An 18,048-nucleotide genomic window follows, 5' to 3' on the forward strand; every position below is an offset into this window, starting at 1 on the left:
GCGAGAGGCGAGAGGCGAGGACCGCTACGAGTCGGTCCGACCGGGAGCGTTCGACCAGCCCGTCGGCGTGCCGTCCGGCTGTCGGGCCCACCAGCCCGCGAGGACGGCGTAGCCAGCCGCGACCGCGATCACCATCGGCAGCCCGCCGATGGGGTGCCACAGGCCGGGTCCGGTGACGGCGGTCCGGACGATCGTCGGCGTCGCCGGCTGTCCCGGCACGGGTGCGGCGAGGAGGTTGTTCGCCGCGAAGTTGATCGCGAAGTGAACGCCGATCGGGGCCGCGAGTCGACCGGTGAGGACGTACGTGACCGCGAGCAGTCCACCCGTGAGCGTCCAGACGGCGAGCATCCCGGCGAGCGAGGCGTTCCCGGGAACTGCCGACGCTGGCGCGTGGAGGGACCCGAAGACGACCGAGGAGACGACGACGGCGCCGACGGTGGCCGCACGCGGGGACAGCGATCGCGAGGCCAATCCCTCGGTCGCGTTCGTGAGGAACAGCCCCCGGAAGACGACCTCCTCCCAGAAGCCGACGCAGAGCCAGACGACGGCGAACGCGGCGATACCGATCGGAAGCGAGTCGACGGCACCGGGGGAGAGGACCCCCTCGATCCGGACGCTGCCGACCGCGTAGCCGATCCCGTACGCGAACCCGAGCACCGCACCCCCGAAGAGGACGCCGATTCCGAACTGCCGCCCCCATTCCCCGGACGCGTCGAACCCGTACTCGGCGATCGGTCGCCGATCCAGCGCCCGCGCCGAACCGACGAGAACCAGGGCCGCGACGGCGGCGGCCGACCCGTTCGAGAGGAGACCGGCCCACGGCGGCGCCGGCTCGAGGCCGAACGCGGCCGACAGGACGCCGGGGACGACGCCGGCCCCGATCACCAGGACGGTCAAGAGCGGAACCGCGATCCGCCAGATAGCCCGTGGGCGGGGGTCGTCCCGGCCACGGACGATCCTCGAGACGAGACGGCGCAGGCGGCTCGGTTCGGTCATCGGTCTACCACCGGCGAAAGGGCCGAGGGCGGGACGGAGTCGGCTGATCGCCGTCCGGCCGGTCGGTCGGCCAGTCGGGCGGAAATGGCCCGGTAACGGATGGGAGTTCGCATGTAATCTCGAATCCGGGCGCTCGGTCCGTATAACTGAGCCGTAGCGTATTATTGTTCTCGAGGTTATGTGTCCAAGGGATGGCCGACGATCGAACGCGGTGGACCGACCGCACGGGGGTCTTCGATCTGCTCACCAACGAGACGCGGGTTGGGATCGTCGCCGAACTCGCGGCTCGGCTGGGGGACGACCGCGACGGTCGCGACCTGTCCTTCTCGGAACTCAGGCGGCGCGTCGAGGGCCGGGAAACGGGGAACTTCTCCTACCACCTCGAGCCGCTCGAGGGGACGCTCGTCGAGCGGACCGATCGGGGAACCTATCGGCTGACGGAACGCGGCGCGTACCTCGCGAGCGTGCTCGCAGCGGGGTTCTACGAGGAACACGACCTGCGGACCGTCATGGAAGAAGTCGCGCCCTGTCCACGGTGCGACGAACCCCTCGAGTGTCGCCACGAGAACGGCCTGTTGCGCATCGCGTGTGCGAACGACCACGCTGTGGCCCAGGTTCTGATGCCCCGCAGCCAACTCGAGCGCCGTTCGGCCGACGAACTGGTGACCGCGGCGACGGCAGTCGCCCACTACCACACGTCGCTCGTCCGACGGGGAGTGTGTCCGCTGTGTCACGGCACGACGGAGGGCACACTCGAGGAGGGGCCGACCGAGCGCCCCCACGTGACGTATCGCTGTCGCCACTGCGGAGTCGCCGGGTTCGGCGCACCGGGCGTCTTCCTCCTCGATCATCCGGCCGTCGTCGCCTTTCTCCACGAGCACGGGATCGACGCCCGGGAGGTGCCACCCTGGAGCCCGCTGCTCGCTGACGGGGGTTCCGTCGAGTCGACGGTGGTGAGCCGCGATCCGCCGCGGCTCCGCTGTACGGTTCGGCTCGAGAGGGACGAACTCCAGTTGCGTTTTGACGTCGCCGCGGGCCGAATCCGGCTCGAGGGACCGGCCGGCGAGAGCGCTGGCGACGACGGTGGTGGGAACGGAGGGTAACCGATTACCGGACCACCGGACCGGATCGTCATCACGGGAGCGTGCCGGAACCGTGCGGACGGCTCTCACCCCCTCGCGCGTTTGAACACGCTTTTAAGGGGGGCAACGCTACTCCGTAGTACACCCTACGCGGGGTTGATGATGCTCCTAGCCACACAGGACTTCCGCCGAACTCAGTTCGGCCAGGGGTGACCAGCGCCCCGGACGGCAGGGGAGCGCGAGCCCACGCGTAGGAGAGGTGAACAACCAATGTCAGTCTACGTCACAACCGACATCCCAGCCGACCTCGCCGACGACGCCCTCGAGGCGCTCGAGGTCGCACGAGACACCGGACGAGTAAAGAAAGGAACCAACGAAACGACGAAGGCGATCGAGCGCGGCAACGCCGAGCTCGTCTACGTCGCCGAAGACGTCTCGCCCGAAGAGATCGTCATGCACATCCCCGACCTCGCCGACGAGAACGGCATCCCCGTCGTCTTCATCGAGACCCAGGACGACGTCGGCCACGCTGCCGGTCTCGAAGTCGGCTCGGCCGCCGCGGCGATCGTCGACGCCGGAGAGGCCTCCGGCGACGTCGAAGACATCGCCGACAAGGTCGAGGACCTCGACTGAGGTGATCAGAGATGAGTGCTGAAGAGGAAGAAACCGGATCCACGCCCGCCGAGGTCATCGAGATCGTCGGCAAGACCGGCATGCACGGCGAGGCCATGCAGGTCAAGTGCCGGATCAAGGAGGGCGAGAATCAGGGACGCATCATCACCCGGAACTGCCTCGGGCCGGTCCGCGAAGGGGACGTCCTCCAACTTCGCGAGACCGCCCGCGAGGCGGACGCCATCGGAGGTCAGTAACCAATGGTCGAGAAACGCACCTGCGACTACACGGGCGAAGAGATCGAGCCCGGCACGGGCATCATGTACGTCAAAAACGACGGCACCGTGCTCCACTTCGTCGACTCCAAGGCCGAGAAGAACTACAAGCTCGGCCGCGAGCCCCGCGACCTCGAGTGGACCGCGGAAGGTCGCGCCGGCAAGGGTCCTGCGGGGCCCGACCAGGAGGAGGCCGCCGAATCCGAGGACCTCGAGGAAGAGACAGAGGTCGTCGAGGACGAGGACGAAGGCGAGGAAGACGAAGAAGAAGACGTGCCCGCCGGGGACGAGACGGTCGACGAGACCGAAGACGCCGAAGCCGAGGGTGAGGCCTGATGGGCGAGCACGAACGCACCTTCGTGATGGTCAAGCCCGACGCGTTCGCGCGCGGCCTGGTCGGCGAGGTCATCTCCCGACTCGAGGACCGCGGGCTGAAGCTCGTCGGTATCAAGGTCATCAACATGCCCCGCGAACGGGCGGAAGAGCACTACGCCGAACACGAGGACAAGCCGTTCTACGACGACCTCGTCGACTTCATCACTTCGGGCCCGGTCGTCCCGATGGTCTGGGAGGGCCAGGACGCGACCCGTCAGGTCCGCCAGATGATCGGCGCGACCGACCCGCTCGAGGCCGAGCCAGGCACCATCCGTGGCGACTACGCGCTCGACCTCGGTCGGAACGTCGTTCACGCGGCCGACCACGAGGACGAGGGTGCCAACGAACGCGAGATCGCGATCCACTTCGACGAGGACGAACTCATCGATTACGAGCAACACGACGCCGAGTGGCTCTACGAGTAAGCTAGTCGTACTCGTACTTACACTCACACTCACACCGGCACTCGCACTCGCAGTCGCCTTCTCACACTCGACGGATACTCCTCCGTCGATCCCTCTCACGCTCTTCCCGAAGAGTGCCCGCGATACCCCTCGTCTTCCCCGAAGAGTGCCCGCTGGCGGTTACAGAGTCCGTATCGCGTCGGAACCGGCCGGTTGAACGACAGTCGATCGGCGATTTACCGGGTTATAATCCCGGTCGATAGTAGATCATTTAATACAGATCGGGATTTCGGTAGACGTAACATCTAATGTGTCGGCTGCAGTAGAGGCTGCTGGTGGTTTCGAATGGTAACTCACGGTAGGTGGTTTGGGGATGCGTGAAACCGAACGAGCGTCGGCTGTTCGCACGGCCGACGTGACGCCGTCGCTCGACCGGGTTTTCGACCTGTTGTCCGATCGTCGTCGCCGATACGCACTGTACTATCTCAACGACCGGGACGACGGGGTGGCGACCGTCGGCGAACTCACGGATCACATCGCGGCCCTCGAGAGCCGAGAGGACTCGACCGGCGGCGAGAGCGCGAGCACGGGCAGGCCGGAAACCGAGTCGGAACGCAAAGAGGGGATCCGAACGGAACTCCGACACGTCCACCTGCCGAAACTCGCTGAGATCGGTGTCGTCGAACACGACCAGCGAAGCGACACCGTCCGGTACTGGACCCAGCCCTCCCTCGAGGAGTGGCTCGAACACGCCGAACACAAGGAACTGTAGCCTGGGCAGCGACACCGAGCGACGGCACTCGAAGCCCGGCCGCTCGAGCGCGCTGAAAGGTTTAAGACCGAGTTCGTGGTGGATCGAGATGGAGTTTGAACCACTCGAGCACCGATCTCGTGAGACATGATACCGTTTCACTCCTCAACGTTTAACAGGAGTGATACCGTTAGAAACGTCACAGGTGTGTACTTATGACTGACCACGAACTACCACCGCTCCCATACGATTACGACGCACTCGAACCGGCGATCTCCGAACAGGTCGTCACCTGGCATCACGACACCCATCACCAGGGGTACGTAAACGGCCTCAACTCCGCCGAGGAGACCCTCGCGGAGAACCGCGAGTCGGGCGACTTCGATTCGACGCCCGGCGCGCTCTCGGACGTCACCCACAACGGCTGTGGACACTATCTCCACACGCTGTTCTGGGAGAACATGTCCCCCGATGGCGGCGGCGAACCCGAGGGAGACCTCGCCGACCGCATCGAGGAGGACTTCGGCTCCTACGAGGGCTGGAAAGGCGAGTTCGAGGCCGCAGCCGGTGCCGCCGGTGGCTGGGCACTGCTGGTGTACGATCCGGTCGCGAAGCAACTGCGCAACGTCGCGGTCGACAAACACGACCAGGGTGCGCTCTGGGGCTCCCATCCGATCCTCGCGCTGGACGTCTGGGAGCACTCCTACTACTACGACTACGGTCCGGACCGCGGCAGCTTCATCGACGCCTTCTTCGACGTCGTCGACTGGGACAAGGCCGCAGAGGAGTACCAGAAGTGCCTCGACCACTTCGAGTAAGCGACGAGTAAGTCAACCCCGATTTTCTTTCGAGCGGTCGACGGGAGCGATGGGTCTCGCGTTTCCCACTCAGTGTTTCGAGTACTGATCCCTCTCGAGACGGTTCCATCGCCTCGCCGCGTGTGTTGCCTTCGTTCACTGTGATCGACTGCCATGGTTTATGTCAACGGCTGTTGAGAGGCCGGTATGGCCGTCGATAACACCGACGCCGTCGGCGATCCCGAACAGCGAACGGGCTCGAATCGACACGGGGAGACGGGCTCGAGGTCCGACCAGGGGGAGCCACGAGGGGGAGCGAGCGGGCAAGCACAAGCGCAAGCGGAGTTAGCCGCCGACCTCCGGGACGCCTGCCGCGGGGACGTCCGATTCGACGAGTATACGCGAGTGCTGTACGCGACCGACGGGAGCATATACGGGGCACAGCCCGCCGGCGTCGTCCTGCCCCGGGGCGTCGACGACGTCCGGGCAGCGGTCCGGGTCGCGAGCGACCACGGCGTGCCGATCCTCCCGCGGGGTGCGGGCTCTTCGCTGGCCGGCCAGACCGTCGGTCCCGGCTGCGTCGTACTCGATCTCTCGCGACACATGGACGACATCCTCGAGATCGATCCCGACGAACGGCGGGCCGTCGTCCAGCCCGGGGTCGTCCAGGACGATCTGGACGCCGCGCTCGAGCCCCACGGGCTGAAGTTCGCCCCGGACCCGGCGTCGTCGAACCGGGCGACGATCGGCGGTGGGATCGGGAACAACTCGACGGGAGCGCACTCGGTCCGGTACGGGATCACCGACGCATACGTCGAGGAGTGTACGGCGGTCCTCGCGGACGGTTCGATCATCGAGACCCGCGACGTCGTCCTCGACAGCGAGGAATGGGATCGGATCGTCTCGAAGGACGACCGCGAAGCGGAGATCTACCGGACGGTCAGGGCCGTCGTCGAGGACAACGCGGCGGAGATCGAGGAGCGGTACCCGGACCTGAAACGCTGTGTCAGCGGCTACAACCTCCAGAAGGTGATCCGGGAACCCGGAGGGAACGAGGCGGCGACCGCCGCCTCGGAGGACCGAGCGGGCGAAGCCCGCGAGGACGGCGAGCGGATCATCAACCTCTCGAAACTGCTGGTCGGGGCCGAGGGGACCCTCGGCGTCGTCGTCGAGGCGACGCTGTCGCTCGTTACCCGCCCCGAGGAGACCGCGTTGCTGGTCGCCTGCTACGACGACCTGCTCGAGGCGCTGTCGGCCGTTCCCGCGGCCCTCGAACTAGAGGCCAGCGCGGTCGAGTTGATGGACGACGAGGTGTTCCGGCTGGCCGCCGATTCGACGGAGTACGCCGAGTACGCCGCGCCGATCCCCGACGATACCGCCGCGGCGCTGATGCTCGAGTTCGACTCGGAACTGTTCGACGACCTCCCGGCCGCGGTCGACGACGCGCGGGACCGCCTCGTCGCGAACGGGGCGGCCGTCGAGTCTCTCGAGGCCCTCGATCCCGCCGACCAGAAGCGGCTCTGGAAGCTCCGGAAGGCGGCGATTCCGCTGTTGATGAGCATGGAGGGCGATCCGAAACCGTACCCGTTCGTCGAGGACGCCTCGGTCCCGCCGGACGAACTCGCGGAGTACGTTACGCGGTTCGAGGACGTCCTCCAGGACCACGATACGACCGCAGCATACTTCGCCCACGCCGGCGCCGGGACGCTGCACATCCGGCCCGTGCTGAACCTCAAGACCGAGGATGGCGTCGAGACGATGCGTTCGATCGCCGCGGACGTCACGGACCTGGCCCTCGAGCACGGCGGGGCCTTCTCGGGCGAACACGGGGACGGACTGGCTCGCACGGAGTTCAACCCGAAGCTGTACGGTCCGGAGCTGTGGGCGGCGTTCAAGGAGTTGAAATCGGCGTTCGACCCCGACTGGCGCATGAACCCGGGCAAGGTCGTCTACCGCGAGGACGTCTCCGCGAGCGACGCGACCGACCCGAGCGAAGGCTCGTCACGGGATCCCCGTGACGGTGACCCCACTGACAGCCGCAAGCACCTCCGGTACGGCCCCGACTACGCATCGCTCGAGCCCCGGACGGAACTCGACTTCGACGAGGAGGGCGGCTTCTCGCACCTCGTCGAACTCTGTAACGGCTGTGGTACCTGCCGCCAGACGGGCAGCGACGTCATGTGTCCGACCTACCGGGCCACCGGAGAAGAGATCGCGACGACCCGCGGCCGGGCGAACCTGCTCCGGGCGGCGATCAGCGGCGAGATCGACCCCGAGGAGCTGTACGACGAGCGGTTCCAGTCGGAGGTGCTCGACCTCTGTATCGGCTGCAAGGGCTGTCAGAGCGACTGCCCGACCGGCGTCGACCTCGCGAAGCTCAAGGCAGAGGTGAAAGGCCAGTACCGCAAGCGAGAGGGGGCGACGCTTCGCAACCGGCTGTTCGCGAATATCGACCGGCTCGCCGCGGTCGGGAGCCGGCTCGCGCCGGTCGCCAACCGGGCGACGGCCCTCCCCGGCGCGCGGCGGCTCCTCGAGCGGACGGTCGGGATCGCCGCCGACCGGTCGCTGCCGACGTTCCGACGGGAGACGCTGGTCGACTGGTTCGCCGCGCGCGGTCCCCGGGTCGATCCCGACCGGGCCGTCGACGGGGTCGTGCTCTTCCCGGACACCTACACGAATCACTCGAGCCCCGAGGTCGGGAAGGCGGCGGTCGAGGTGCTCGAGGCCGCGGACGTCCGCGTCGCGATCCCCGACCTCGGGTCGACGGGACGGGCGGCCTACTCCCAGGGGTTGCTCGAGGAGGCCAGGGAGCGCGGCCGGGAACTGCTCGCGGATCTCGAGCCGTACCTCGACCGGGGGTGGTCGGTCGTCTTCCTCGAGCCGTCGGACGCGTCCATGGTCGTCGACGAGTACCGGTCGCTGCTCGCCGACTCCGGCACGGCCGCCGACGGCGGCGAGCGGGGGTGGGGCGACGCGGTCGACGACACCCAGAGTCGGGTCGATCGGCTCGCGGACAACAGCTACGGCGTCTTCGAGTACCTCGATCGGCGGGGACTCGACGACGATCTGGCCTTCGACCCGGATCGCCGGGAACGACTGACCTACCACGGACACTGCCACCAGAAGGCCCGCGGCGCGGACCACCACGCGGTCGGGGTCCTCCGGAGAGCCGGCTATCGCGTCGAACCCGTCGACTCGACCTGTTGTGGCATGGCCGGCTCGTTCGGCTACGAGGCCGAACACTACGACCTCTCCCGGTCGATCGGTGACCTCCTCCGGAGGAAACTCGAGGCGAGCGACGGTGCCGATGTCGTCGCACCCGGCGTCTCCTGTCGAACGCAGATCGGCGACTTCGAGGGGCGGTCGCGGCCGGAGCATCCAGTCGAGGCGCTCGCCCGCGCGCTCGATGCGGCGTGACTCGCGGAGCCGATAACGGCGGGGCAGTTCCCATTGATCGCCGGAGCTCGTTGCGTATCGGTGCGGTCTTGTGGGCCGATCCGGTACTACCCGCTATGCCAGTTCCCAAATCCGAGTTCGACAGTCTCCCGCCGTGTGATTTCTACACGCCGGAGGAACTCCTCGAGCCGGAGCAGATGTACACCGTCTACGAGATCGCCCGCCTCCTGCAGGGCCTCGAACCCGACGCCGAGATCGAACGCGAGACCGAGGACGTCCTGTTAGACTGGGCGATCCCCTGGATCATGATCAACGCGGACGAACTCGTCGTCGCCGAGCCGCGCAACGACGACGAACCGGGCTACTACGGGCTGAAATCCGACGAATAGGATGCTGCTGCTCGTCGTCGGAGCCGACCGCGTCGACGCCGGCAAAACCACCTTCTCCGTGGGCTTGCTCGCACGGACCGGCGGGACCGGCTACAAGCCGCGGGCGGGCAACGACTACTGGTTCGACCACGACGACTGCCGGCACGCAATCGCGGACGGCCGTCTCTACGGGAAAGACGCCAAGCGACTCGCCGACGCCGAGGGGCGGGGTCGGGGGCCGGAGGACCTAAACCCCGTGCACCGGCTCTGGCGGCCGGCCCCGGGTGGCGGGTCCGGCCTGCTGGGCCGGGCGGACCGGGAGTTCCTGGTCGACCGCGTCGGTCGTCCGGACGGCGACGACGTCACCTACGTCCGGAACGCCACCGCGGAGGTTCCCGACCCAGTCGCCGACTCCCTGCCGCTCGAGGACGCGATCACCGTCGAAACCGTCGAGGAGCTCAACGAGGTCTCGGCCGAGCGGTACGTCCCGGCGTTCGAGGACCTCGCCGCCGAGGTCGAAGCGCGGGACCTCGCGGTCGTCGAATCCTACGGCGACATCGCCCTCCCGCTCGCGTCGCTCGATCCGGCGGCCGTGGCCGCGGTGGCCGTCGTCGAACCCGGCCGGGCGACCCTCTATCGCGGGGATCGGTACTGTCGGGCCTGCGAGATCGCCAGTTCGAGCCCCGTCGACGGCGCGCTCGAGAAACGGGTCGGCGACGTCGTCGACTACCTGGAGCCGTTCGACCGCGTCCGGTTGCCGCCGCTCGGCAGCGACGCGCGAGCCGATCCCGGCCGGATCGCCGACGCCTACGGGGAGGCCTACGACGCGCTGTTGGCCGCCGCGCGCGAGCGATAACTCCGTTCCCCTTTGGCGCCTTTCAGGCCTGGCACCTTTCAGACCTGGCGCGCCATCCGCGCCGCGAGTTCGACGTGATCGTACGGCTCCGTCGTCACGCTCGGTCCGTGTCCGGTGTGTAACTCCGACAGGTCCTCGTCGACGATCTCGAGGACGCGGTCGAGACTCTCGATCAGCGTCCTGCGGTCCCCCTCCGGGAGGTCCGTCCGGCCGAAACTACCGTTCTGGAAGACCAGGTCGCCGGCGAACAGCACCCCCGCCTCGGCCGAGTAGAAACAGAGATGATCGTCCTTGTGGCCGGGCGTGTGGAGCGCGAGGTACTCGTGGTTCCCGATCGCGACGCGGTCCTCGTCGGCGATTTCGCGGTCGACCCCCTCGATCGAGGGATCGTAGCCCCAGGCGTCGACGTCGAAGGCCGACTTCACGTCCTCGAGGTTGCCCACGTGATCCCGGTGGGTGTGTGTCAGAAGGAGGGCGTCCAGACCGTCGACTCGAGAGCGGACCGCGTCGACGACGTCGAAGTTCGCCCCCGCGTCGATCAGGACCGGCCGATCGCCGTCGACCAGAAAGACGTTGCTCGTAAACGCCTGCACGCCCTGCGCGAGGTTGTCGATCATGCGCTCGAGTACGGCGTCGACCGGTTTGTGCGTATCGACCCCGGAACGTGACGTGGGACCGGAGTCGTTCGAGTCGGGAGAGAGGGAGAGGGAGAGGGAGAGAGGGAGAGGGAGAGAGAACCATCGTATTCCGAGAACTCGAGGAGGTGAACGATCCAAATGACGATCCGCGTATTCACAAGCATTTTTAGCTACGGCACGTAGTGAAAAACGAATGAACCGGCCGGCCTTCGTCGGACTGCTCGCGTTCGCGATTCTCCTGGTGATCGCCGGTCTCGGCGGCCCGGCGATGGCGACCGGTGGTGCCGGCGGGGACATCGCGTCGGACGCGCCGTCCGAACCTGTCGCCGACGCGCAGGCTCACTCGTTCGACCGACCGCAACCCACGACGGCCGCCCTCGAGTCCACAGAGGCCGAGCCAGCAGCGTCAGCGGCCGACTTCGGCGGGCAAACGAACATCGACTCCCGGAACTTCGATACGACGTCGTTCGAAATCACCGTCTACGAAAACGGGAGCGCGAGGTGGACCTTCAGGTACGAACAGCGGTTCAGCGGCGACGACGCCGCCGAACAGCGGACGAACTTCGAGGAGTTCGCGGCGCAGTTCGACCCCGATTCCGACGCCGACCCGGACGCCGATTCGGATGGGGACGGCGAGGACGGAAGCGATGGCGAGGTTCCCCCGCTCTACGAACGGTTCGTCAACCAGGCCGAAGCGATGACCGACACCGGTGCCGAGGCCACCGACCGAAAGATGGAGGCGACCGATTTCGATCGTGCTGCATACGTCGAGGAGGGCCTCAACCCGGTGGGCGTCGTCGAGATGTCGTTCACCTGGATCGGGTTCGCCGAGACCGTCGACAGCGAGGACACCGACGGCGACCGGATCGTCGTCGGCGACGTCTTCCAGGGCATCTACATCGCCGAAGATCAGTCGATCGTCGTCCAGCCCGGGGACGACCTCGAGTTCCGAACCGTCGAACCCGAAGGGCGGTACGTCGGACAGAGCCTCGAGAACGCGGACTCCGTAAGCTGGACCGGCGAGCGGGAATTCATCGACGGGCGTCCGCGCGTCGTCCTCGAGTCGGCCGGCGACGGGGGTAGTGCCGGGGCCAGCACGACGCCCGACTCACCACCCATGTCGTCCGTCGGCGGCGACAACGGCTCCTGGCTACTCACCGCAGGAATCGCGGTCGCCGTGGTGTTCGGCGCGGCGGGCGCCATCGTCTGGTATCGACGTCGCTCCGACGGGAACACTCCGGACGCGCCGTCGAGTGCCAATTCGACCACCAGCGGACCCGACCCCACGGGGACGGCGGAAGCGGGCGATGCTCCGCCGCAGGCGACTGCGACGGAATCGGCCGGTTCCACATCAGCCTCGAGCGGGAGCGACGACGCGACGACAGAGCCCCTACCCGACGACGAACTCCTTACCGACGAGGACCGTGTCGTCAAACTCATCCGGGAGAACGGTGGCCGGATGAAACAGGTCAACATCGTCGAAGAAACCGGCTGGTCCAAATCCAAGGTCAGCATGCTTCTCTCCGACATGGAGGAGGAAGATACCATTAGCAAACTCCGCGTCGGCCGCGAGAACATTATCAGCCTCGAGGGCTTCGAACCGGAAGCGACGAAATCGCCGTTCGAGGAATAACGCCGGTTCGGGCCCACGGTTCCCACCGTTTTTCCATACGCGTCTGGACTATCGATAGCTACTCGAGTCCGTATCGCTGTTCGTTGCCCGGCGAGAGTCGACTCCCGTCTCCCGTTTAGTCCTGTGCTATCTCGAACCAAGTCCGGTTCGAAACGGAATGCTTAAACATCGTACTGCGTAACGATAAGATGCACTCGCGGAACGCTCCGATAGTGTAGTCCGGCCAATCATATTGCCCTCTCGAGGCAATGACCGGGGTTCGAATCCCCGTCGGAGCATCCTACCCCGATTCCTTCCTGCGGCTTTCGGTCGTGAACGAGTAAGGAACACGACCATGACGTTGGGCAATTCGATTCAACCAGGTGTCCCGAACCCGTCGCTCTCATGCGATTCGCGTGAAAGAAAGGGCATCGAAACTTCACGGGGAAATTCCGGCGCCGTCCGGCGATCGGCGAAATTCGTGGGCAATCAACGGATTGACCGACGATAGCCACCAATTTGGAGTGGTGCGACGATCCTGCTTGTCCATTAGGTTGGTTTATAATCTTTGTTAATACGTGCCATAACCGGGGTAAAGGTCCCGGCCCAGGATTAAGCGCCTCGTTATAGTCTCCCCATCCAAATTATACCACATCTCGCAAAACTGACTCCAACTCTTCTTCTAACTCAGACGCCTGCAGGATAGCAATTTCCTGCTCTTTTTGCCCCTCTACAGATGCGGTATCCTGATCAAGATCCTGCACGACCAACATCCCGTTCCATCCAGATCCGAAGTACTCGCCATCTTCCTGGCCAAACACGAACTCGTCGTTCACCCGTAAAAACGCGAGATACTCGAGCGTCTCCTTGATCCCCTGGCGAATCGTCGCCTCTCGCGTACTGTTTTTCACCTCGACGATCAGGTACTCGTGCTCGTTTTCGTCCTCCGAGATGACCTCGAGGACGATCACGTCAGGCCGACCCGTGTGATTCCGGTAGTCCTTCCTGAAGTAGTTGCCAGCGATCTCCTGTGCGGCAACCTGCACCTTGTCCGTCCGGGATAACTCCGCTTTGTCCTCATCAGGGACCGCCACAAACGACAGTTCACGATCCCGGGCCGAGTTATCGTGGTAGAGGACGATCTCTTTCTCGCCCTCGAACCGCGCCAGTTCCTGTCGATCCGTGGCGATCGTCTTGAACTCGGGCTGGGTCTCCCGCATCTCCTCGAGCGTCGCCACGAACCGGAAGAGGACGAACAGCTCGAACAACGTGTCCTGATCATCCGGAGCGATAGCGGTCTCTTCGAGCAACTGGCGGATCGCGTCGGGCTCCCCGCGGAATAGCCGCTCTCGAGAACGAAGCAACGAGGCCGCATCCCGGTACACCTCGTGGCGCGAATTGGCAGCCGTCGTCAGCATCCGCTCCGTTGGCTCGTAGGTATCGGGCTCGCGGATCCGACGGACGTGTACGTTCCGCTCGACGATACGCTGGAGCTCGTCAATCAGTTCGTCGCTCCCCTTCCAGGTCTCCGTGACCCACTCGTAATCGCCCCGGAGGTACTCCGCCGCTTCTCGAATCGTCTCGTGGACGACGGAGATCAACCGCTTTAAGACGATATTCTCGGGGATGTCGTAGTCCTCAGACCGATTTTCGCAGACGTAAAGCGATCTATCGCGTGGATGCTCTGCATACCGCTTCTTGATCGTCTTCCCCCAGTTGATACGCCCATCGACGGTTCCACGCCGTGTTCGAGACGTCGTCTGCGTCTCGGTACGGATACTGCGAAGATGCGCCGGCAGTTCCCTGAAGAACTCGACGACGTCGTCCTGGAGGATAAAATGTAGATCCAGGAGCAACTCGTATTCCTCGAACCGCTCGTCTAACTGCTCGGGCTTGATCGACCGGGCCAACTCTTGCTCCGGGAAGGAGCCGTGCATCGCGTACGCGAGGATGTCCTCGGTGAGTTGCTCGAGGAGGTCGTCCCTATTCATTCGTGGCGAGGGTCACCTGGAGCATCTCTTGAGCTGCGGCTTCGACCAAATCGGCCTCGATCTCGTCGACGGCCGCGAGCTTCCGAACGATCTTCTCGCGTCTCGGTACGCCCTCCAACTGCGGGAAGATGTAGCTGATGACCGCCTGCGTCAGATGGTGGTCGAGCTCGGCTTCGGGATGGTGAGCGATGTATCGGAGGACGTCTTCGACGATTGCGGGCCCGATCGCTCGTTCGTCTATCGCCTGGTTGGTCGCTTGCCAGACACGGCCGACTGCCCACGCCTGGGGACGGGACGCTTCGATCCCCCACGCATCGGCATACTCGAGTACTACGTCTTCGACCGTTCGCCCACCGTCTGTTTGCTCCGTTCCCTCCGGAAGCTCGGGTACAGGGACGCGAACGAACGCGAATCGCCGCATGAACGCGTAACTCATCTCGTACAGCGACGTCTTGTCGTAGGCGTTCATCGTAGCGAAGATCCGCCACGAGTTGGGAACGACGTACTGGTTGGCAGCAGGACGCCCTGTGAGGTCCGCAGACGTCGTGAGTTCCACTTCTCGCCCATCGACCGTGTACGGCAGTTGCACCGATTGGCCGGACAGCAACGTGAACAGTTGCCCGAACGCTTTGTCGATATCCGCTCGGTTGAGTTCGTCGATCACGAGGAGTTCGTTCGACTGTGTCCCACTCTCGAGGTCTTTGAGCCGGTTGAGGACGATCCCGGGCGTAAAGGAGAGGTCGTCACCGTTCTCACCGGATTCGTTCGGCATGTACCCGCCAACGGTGTCGAACGTCGACCAGTCGGCAGTGGCTGTCGTCATCTCGAAATCCGTGTAGAGAGACGGACGATGTTCGACGAGATACTCACAGACTCGTTCGGCGATCTCCGTTTTTCCCGTTCCCGGCGGGCCGGTAAGCAGCACGTGTTTGCCGGACTGCAGTGCTGTCGCGATCTGCTCGAGAATTCGCTCACCTCGTTCGTCTTCGAAGTGGAGCCCCTCGAGGATGTCCGCCGGGAGCGTACACTCGAGGGACTGGTGAGGATTGATCGGCGAGACCTCCTGTAGGTCCTCAGCCATCGCCTCGATCAACGCAGCGGGACGCTCGTAATCGATCTCATCGTCCTCTGTCCGGAAAGTCCCATACATCGATTGTGCGGGGAACTCCTTTCCGGAGATGTTCTCACAGAGGCGATTGGCCTCCTCGATCGACAAACAATCGGCCGTCAGTGCAGCCAGTTCGCCGTTGACCTGTGCCGTCTCTTTGGCAGTGATCCCTTCTGTGAAGTCGATGGCGTCGACGTCCCCGGTAAGGAAGAGTCGATCGAAGCCGGCGATCATCGAGAAGTCCGCGCCGGCCTCGTGTTCCTCCCACCACCATGGGTCGGATTTTTCAGTAGTGTCGCCGAAGACGACCGCACCGATGACACCGTTCGGTTGCGAGGCGAACTCCTCCTTGCCGGGTTCGGCTCGTGAATGGAGAATCCCGACGTCACCCTTCTCGAGCTGTTCCCAGCGGTTGCGATGTTCTGGCTCGAACGAGAGCGATCCGTGTTCGATGGCCGTGAGCCAGTACTCCGGCGGCGCGGTGAATTTGTAGACGGTCGGTTCCTGCTCTCGCAGGTGCGTCGTTAGTGGATGGTCGATTTCAACCGATGAGTGGACCTGGGATGGATCACCGACCTCGTACGAGTCTTTGAGCACACTGTTGAGTCGAGGTTGGTTGAGACCGCCCCCGAGATCCAGTTCCTCCTGGCGAAGTCGCACCCAGCCCAAGAAGAGGGTCTGAGCGGGCGAAAACCGATCAAGTGTTCCGCTACCGAAATCGGTCGCTTTCTCGGCTAAATCCGCTTCGAGAGTCCGGTAGACGATCCGAAGCTGGTCGAGTTTCGTTGCGGTCGACCGGTCGACAGTATCGGACGGCCTGAATCCCTCGAGTGCCCCGGACCACTCTTCGATGAAGGAGTCATCAATCCGAGTCTGGAACCATGATCTGTCTTCTGCAGAGAGCCGTGTTTGAATATCCTCGAGGGCTGTGTCTAACGATTCGTATTCCCCAGCAACCTCGTCAGGATAGAGCTGTTCGCCCCGAATCACCTCGATGAACTGGGAGACAGAATCGTACTCCTCGTAGAATCCTGAGCCGCTGCGATCGAAATTGATCGCACTGAACGTATCGTTGGGCCAGCCCTTGAATCCGAGCAGATCCCAGAACTGCGCTCGATCGAGCTCGGCTTCGTAGATCGGCTCGAGGAACATCACATGCGGGAAGACCTGATCGGTCACATCGCCCCAGCCGACTGCGTTCGTAAACCGAGCTGCTACATCGTCGTCTAACACTGTGGCGTGGGCGATCCGAGCAAGGAGGGTATACGACCCGCCACGGCGTCCCTCTCGATCGGCGAAGAGGAGGTAATCGCCCTGGTCGGCCGGCTCGTCTTCCTGGTTCCCCCAGACTCGAACGGAGTCCCCGTCGACCGGCGGCTCGTAGATACCGGTGAGTTGGTCGCGAGGAACGTCCTCGAGAATGGTCCGCTCAAAATTCGTCCGGATGGGGCCATCGCCCGTCTTGATCGGGACCTGGTACACCGAGGGGTCGGCAAACTGCTGCAGGTTCGAGTTCGCTCCCGTCTGAGTGGAGCTAGAATCGGTTCTCTCTCGAACCCCGCGTTCAGCTGGGAGTTCTTCGTCCTGAATTGGAGCAAGTAGGAAGCGAATTGCAGTTCGTGTGTTCCCCTCCGAGTCTGGGAGTTCCTCGTAGAAGTGACCTGCGTAGAGGTACTGCCCGATATAGCGGACACCGTCGTCTTCCATCTCGAAAAAGTGCAACTCGCGACCGTCCTCGAGATGGTCTCGAATGGCTCGGTTGCCCCGGACCATCTCCATATCCCCGACCTGGCCCTCGCCAGTGTAGACTACCGTGCCATCCGAGCGGAGTTCGTCCTGATACCCATGTTCTCCGCCGGTGCTCCCGCTAAAGAGAAAGACGACTGGTTCGTCTCTCGAGGGTGCGATTCCACCTTGGATGCTGCCGCCATATTCTGAGTGCAGCTCACGGCGTTCGTAGACAGTGTCGGGCTCGAGGTCGACAGTCGAAACACCGCGTAGTTGTTCGGCGACTGCTTCACCGGCGTCTGTGAGATGGATTCGATCGTCGGTTCGTTCGACGTAGCCAATCGTCTGTAGCCATTCACGGTGGCGGCTCGCAACGCCGGGCGTTTCCATTCGACACTCCTCGAAGGCGTCCACGAGCAACTCCATGAGATCTTCATCGGTTTTGGGTTCGGCAGTGAGTGCAGCGAGGATCGTGTCGAAGCCTTTGACCGTGGTTCGAAGGGCGTTGTAGAGGACCGCTGGGTCCTGTTCCTCGAGGTAGCATCGGCCGATTCGGGTACAGCTGTATGTGTCACCCCTGCGCTCGAGCAGGTCTAGTTGCTCGAGGAACTGCAGTCGTCGCTCGATCGCGTCAGGGTCTTCGGCGTTCGTCCTGGCGGCGATCCAGTCTACGACGTTGTCTCGAGGGACGCCATCCGAGTCCTCGCCACCCGACTCGAGGAAGGAAAGTAAATCAGCCAAGATATCGGCTCGATCTTCAAGATCACCGTAGAATCGCGCGGTGGACATCCGACGATCGTCTGCCATTCTTCTATAACACGTCACAGTAACTTACTATAAATCCTGTTTACTGGTTGTTGCGAGGTATCGTTCTACCCCCATGGATGATCGTTTCAATAGTTGAGGTAGGTACCTATTACACCAATCAACATTGGGTGATTTGTACTTTTGATGGTGGTATAGTGACGCTCAGGGAGGTGTGTGAACAGCAGCGGGATATGCATCCGGAGTCGGGGAGTCGTGGGGAGACGGACATGTCGCGACAGCGAGTGGATTAGT

The 18,048-nt window shown here is 64.1% G+C and carries 15 protein-coding genes and 1 tRNA gene; 12 read left to right on the forward strand and 4 right to left on the reverse strand.

Annotated elements, in window-relative coordinates; all coding sequences use genetic code 11:
• Window positions 1-24: 24 nt before the first annotated feature.
• Complete coding sequence (locus BM113_RS16820; RefSeq protein ID WP_089789204.1) at window positions 25-996, reverse strand: CPBP family intramembrane glutamic endopeptidase; 972 nt, start codon at window positions 994-996, stop codon at window positions 25-27.
• A gap of 191 nt (window positions 997-1,187) precedes the next feature.
• Here BM113_RS16820 and BM113_RS16825 point away from each other — a divergent pair, with 191 nt between their 5' ends.
• From BM113_RS16825 to BM113_RS16875, 10 genes are all read left to right on the forward strand, one after another.
• Window positions 1,188-2,099 carry a DUF7351 domain-containing protein gene (locus BM113_RS16825; protein WP_089789205.1) on the forward strand — a complete coding sequence of 304 codons (912 nt, stop codon included), beginning with the start codon at window positions 1,188-1,190 and terminating at the stop codon, window positions 2,097-2,099.
• Window positions 2,100-2,348: 249 nt separating this feature from the next.
• Window positions 2,349-2,711: a 50S ribosomal protein L7Ae gene (gene rpl7ae, locus BM113_RS16835; protein ID WP_089789206.1), complete on the forward strand. Its 363-nt coding sequence runs from the start codon at window positions 2,349-2,351 to the stop codon at window positions 2,709-2,711.
• Window positions 2,712-2,722: 11 nt separating this feature from the next.
• Window positions 2,723-2,947: a 30S ribosomal protein S28e gene (locus tag BM113_RS16840; protein ID WP_007143670.1), complete on the forward strand. Its 225-nt coding sequence runs from the start codon at window positions 2,723-2,725 to the stop codon at window positions 2,945-2,947.
• Window positions 2,948-2,950: 3 nt separating this feature from the next.
• Complete coding sequence (locus BM113_RS16845) at window positions 2,951-3,301, forward strand: 50S ribosomal protein L24e (RefSeq protein ID WP_007143671.1); 351 nt, start codon at window positions 2,951-2,953, stop codon at window positions 3,299-3,301.
• Window positions 3,301-3,765, forward strand: coding sequence for a nucleoside-diphosphate kinase (ndk, locus tag BM113_RS16850; protein ID WP_007143672.1), 465 nt, complete (start codon window positions 3,301-3,303; stop codon window positions 3,763-3,765). Before BM113_RS16845 ends, ndk begins: the two co-directional genes overlap by 1 nt.
• A 352-nt stretch (window positions 3,766-4,117) precedes the next feature.
• Window positions 4,118-4,516: a DUF7344 domain-containing protein gene (locus BM113_RS16855; RefSeq protein ID WP_089789207.1), complete on the forward strand. Its 399-nt coding sequence runs from the start codon at window positions 4,118-4,120 to the stop codon at window positions 4,514-4,516.
• Between the two features lie 194 nt (window positions 4,517-4,710).
• Entirely contained in the window at window positions 4,711-5,313 is a 603-nt protein-coding gene (sod, locus tag BM113_RS16860) for a superoxide dismutase (protein ID WP_089789208.1), read from the forward strand.
• A gap of 186 nt (window positions 5,314-5,499) precedes the next feature.
• The gene (locus BM113_RS16865) at window positions 5,500-8,709 is read left to right on the forward strand and encodes an FAD-binding and (Fe-S)-binding domain-containing protein (protein WP_089789209.1); all 3,210 of its coding nucleotides are present in this window, start codon (window positions 5,500-5,502) and stop codon (window positions 8,707-8,709) included.
• Window positions 8,710-8,804: 95 nt separating this feature from the next.
• Complete coding sequence (locus BM113_RS16870) at window positions 8,805-9,077, forward strand: DUF5827 family protein (protein WP_007143676.1); 273 nt, start codon at window positions 8,805-8,807, stop codon at window positions 9,075-9,077.
• 1 nt (window position 9,078) lies between these two features.
• On the forward strand, window positions 9,079-9,912 hold the full coding sequence (locus BM113_RS16875) for an ATPase (RefSeq protein WP_089789210.1): 834 nt from the start codon (window positions 9,079-9,081) through the stop codon (window positions 9,910-9,912).
• A 38-nt stretch (window positions 9,913-9,950) separates the two neighbouring features.
• On the opposite strand, the gene BM113_RS16880 is transcribed toward BM113_RS16875, so the two are convergent.
• Window positions 9,951-10,529, reverse strand: coding sequence for an MBL fold metallo-hydrolase (locus BM113_RS16880; RefSeq protein ID WP_089789211.1), 579 nt, complete (start codon window positions 10,527-10,529; stop codon window positions 9,951-9,953).
• A gap of 214 nt (window positions 10,530-10,743) precedes the next feature.
• Here BM113_RS16880 and BM113_RS16885 point away from each other — a divergent pair, with 214 nt between their 5' ends.
• A complete protein-coding gene (locus BM113_RS16885; protein WP_089789212.1) occupies window positions 10,744-12,183 on the forward strand; it encodes a helix-turn-helix transcriptional regulator in 1,440 nt (479 codons plus the stop codon).
• 203 nt (window positions 12,184-12,386) lie between these two features.
• Window positions 12,387-12,461, forward strand: a tRNA-Glu gene (locus tag BM113_RS16890).
• Window positions 12,462-12,806: 345 nt separating this feature from the next.
• Here BM113_RS16890 and BM113_RS16895 read toward each other — a convergent pair.
• Window positions 12,807-14,153: a hypothetical protein gene (locus BM113_RS16895; protein ID WP_089789213.1), complete on the reverse strand. Its 1,347-nt coding sequence runs from the start codon at window positions 14,151-14,153 to the stop codon at window positions 12,807-12,809.
• Window positions 14,146-17,796 carry an SRA domain-containing endonuclease gene (locus BM113_RS16900; protein ID WP_177209203.1) on the reverse strand — a complete coding sequence of 1,217 codons (3,651 nt, stop codon included), beginning with the start codon at window positions 17,794-17,796 and terminating at the stop codon, window positions 14,146-14,148. Before BM113_RS16900 ends, BM113_RS16895 begins: the two co-directional genes overlap by 8 nt.
• Between the last annotated feature and the right edge of the window lie 252 nt (window positions 17,797-18,048).

Origin of the sequence: Natronobacterium haloterrestre (assembly GCF_900112205.1) — an archaeon.
Taxonomy (GTDB): domain Archaea; phylum Halobacteriota; class Halobacteria; order Halobacteriales; family Natrialbaceae; genus Natronobacterium; species Natronobacterium haloterrestre.

Bases quoted from the DNA above. Each gene is read 5' to 3' on its own strand.
- BM113_RS16885 (WP_089789212.1), top strand. From the start codon at position 10,744: ATGAACCGGCCGGCCTTCGTCGGACTGCTCGCGTTCGCGATTCTCCTG.
- BM113_RS16820 (WP_089789204.1), bottom strand. From the start codon at position 996: ATGACCGAACCGAGCCGCCTGCGCCGTCTCGTCTCGAGGATCGTCCGT.
- ndk (WP_007143672.1), top strand. From the start codon at position 3,301: ATGGGCGAGCACGAACGCACCTTCGTGATGGTCAAGCCCGACGCGTTC.
- BM113_RS16895 (WP_089789213.1), bottom strand. From the start codon at position 14,153: ATGAATAGGGACGACCTCCTCGAGCAACTCACCGAGGACATCCTCGCG.
- BM113_RS16880 (WP_089789211.1), bottom strand. From the start codon at position 10,529: ATGATCGACAACCTCGCGCAGGGCGTGCAGGCGTTTACGAGCAACGTC.
- BM113_RS16855 (WP_089789207.1), top strand. From the start codon at position 4,118: ATGCGTGAAACCGAACGAGCGTCGGCTGTTCGCACGGCCGACGTGACG.
- BM113_RS16875 (WP_089789210.1), top strand. From the start codon at position 9,079: ATGCTGCTGCTCGTCGTCGGAGCCGACCGCGTCGACGCCGGCAAAACC.
- BM113_RS16825 (WP_089789205.1), top strand. From the start codon at position 1,188: ATGGCCGACGATCGAACGCGGTGGACCGACCGCACGGGGGTCTTCGAT.
- BM113_RS16870 (WP_007143676.1), top strand. From the start codon at position 8,805: ATGCCAGTTCCCAAATCCGAGTTCGACAGTCTCCCGCCGTGTGATTTC.
- sod (WP_089789208.1), top strand. From the start codon at position 4,711: ATGACTGACCACGAACTACCACCGCTCCCATACGATTACGACGCACTC.
- rpl7ae (WP_089789206.1), top strand. From the start codon at position 2,349: ATGTCAGTCTACGTCACAACCGACATCCCAGCCGACCTCGCCGACGAC.
- BM113_RS16845 (WP_007143671.1), top strand. From the start codon at position 2,951: ATGGTCGAGAAACGCACCTGCGACTACACGGGCGAAGAGATCGAGCCC.
- BM113_RS16865 (WP_089789209.1), top strand. From the start codon at position 5,500: ATGGCCGTCGATAACACCGACGCCGTCGGCGATCCCGAACAGCGAACG.
- BM113_RS16900 (WP_177209203.1), bottom strand. From the start codon at position 17,796: ATGGCAGACGATCGTCGGATGTCCACCGCGCGATTCTACGGTGATCTT.
- BM113_RS16840 (WP_007143670.1), top strand. From the start codon at position 2,723: ATGAGTGCTGAAGAGGAAGAAACCGGATCCACGCCCGCCGAGGTCATC.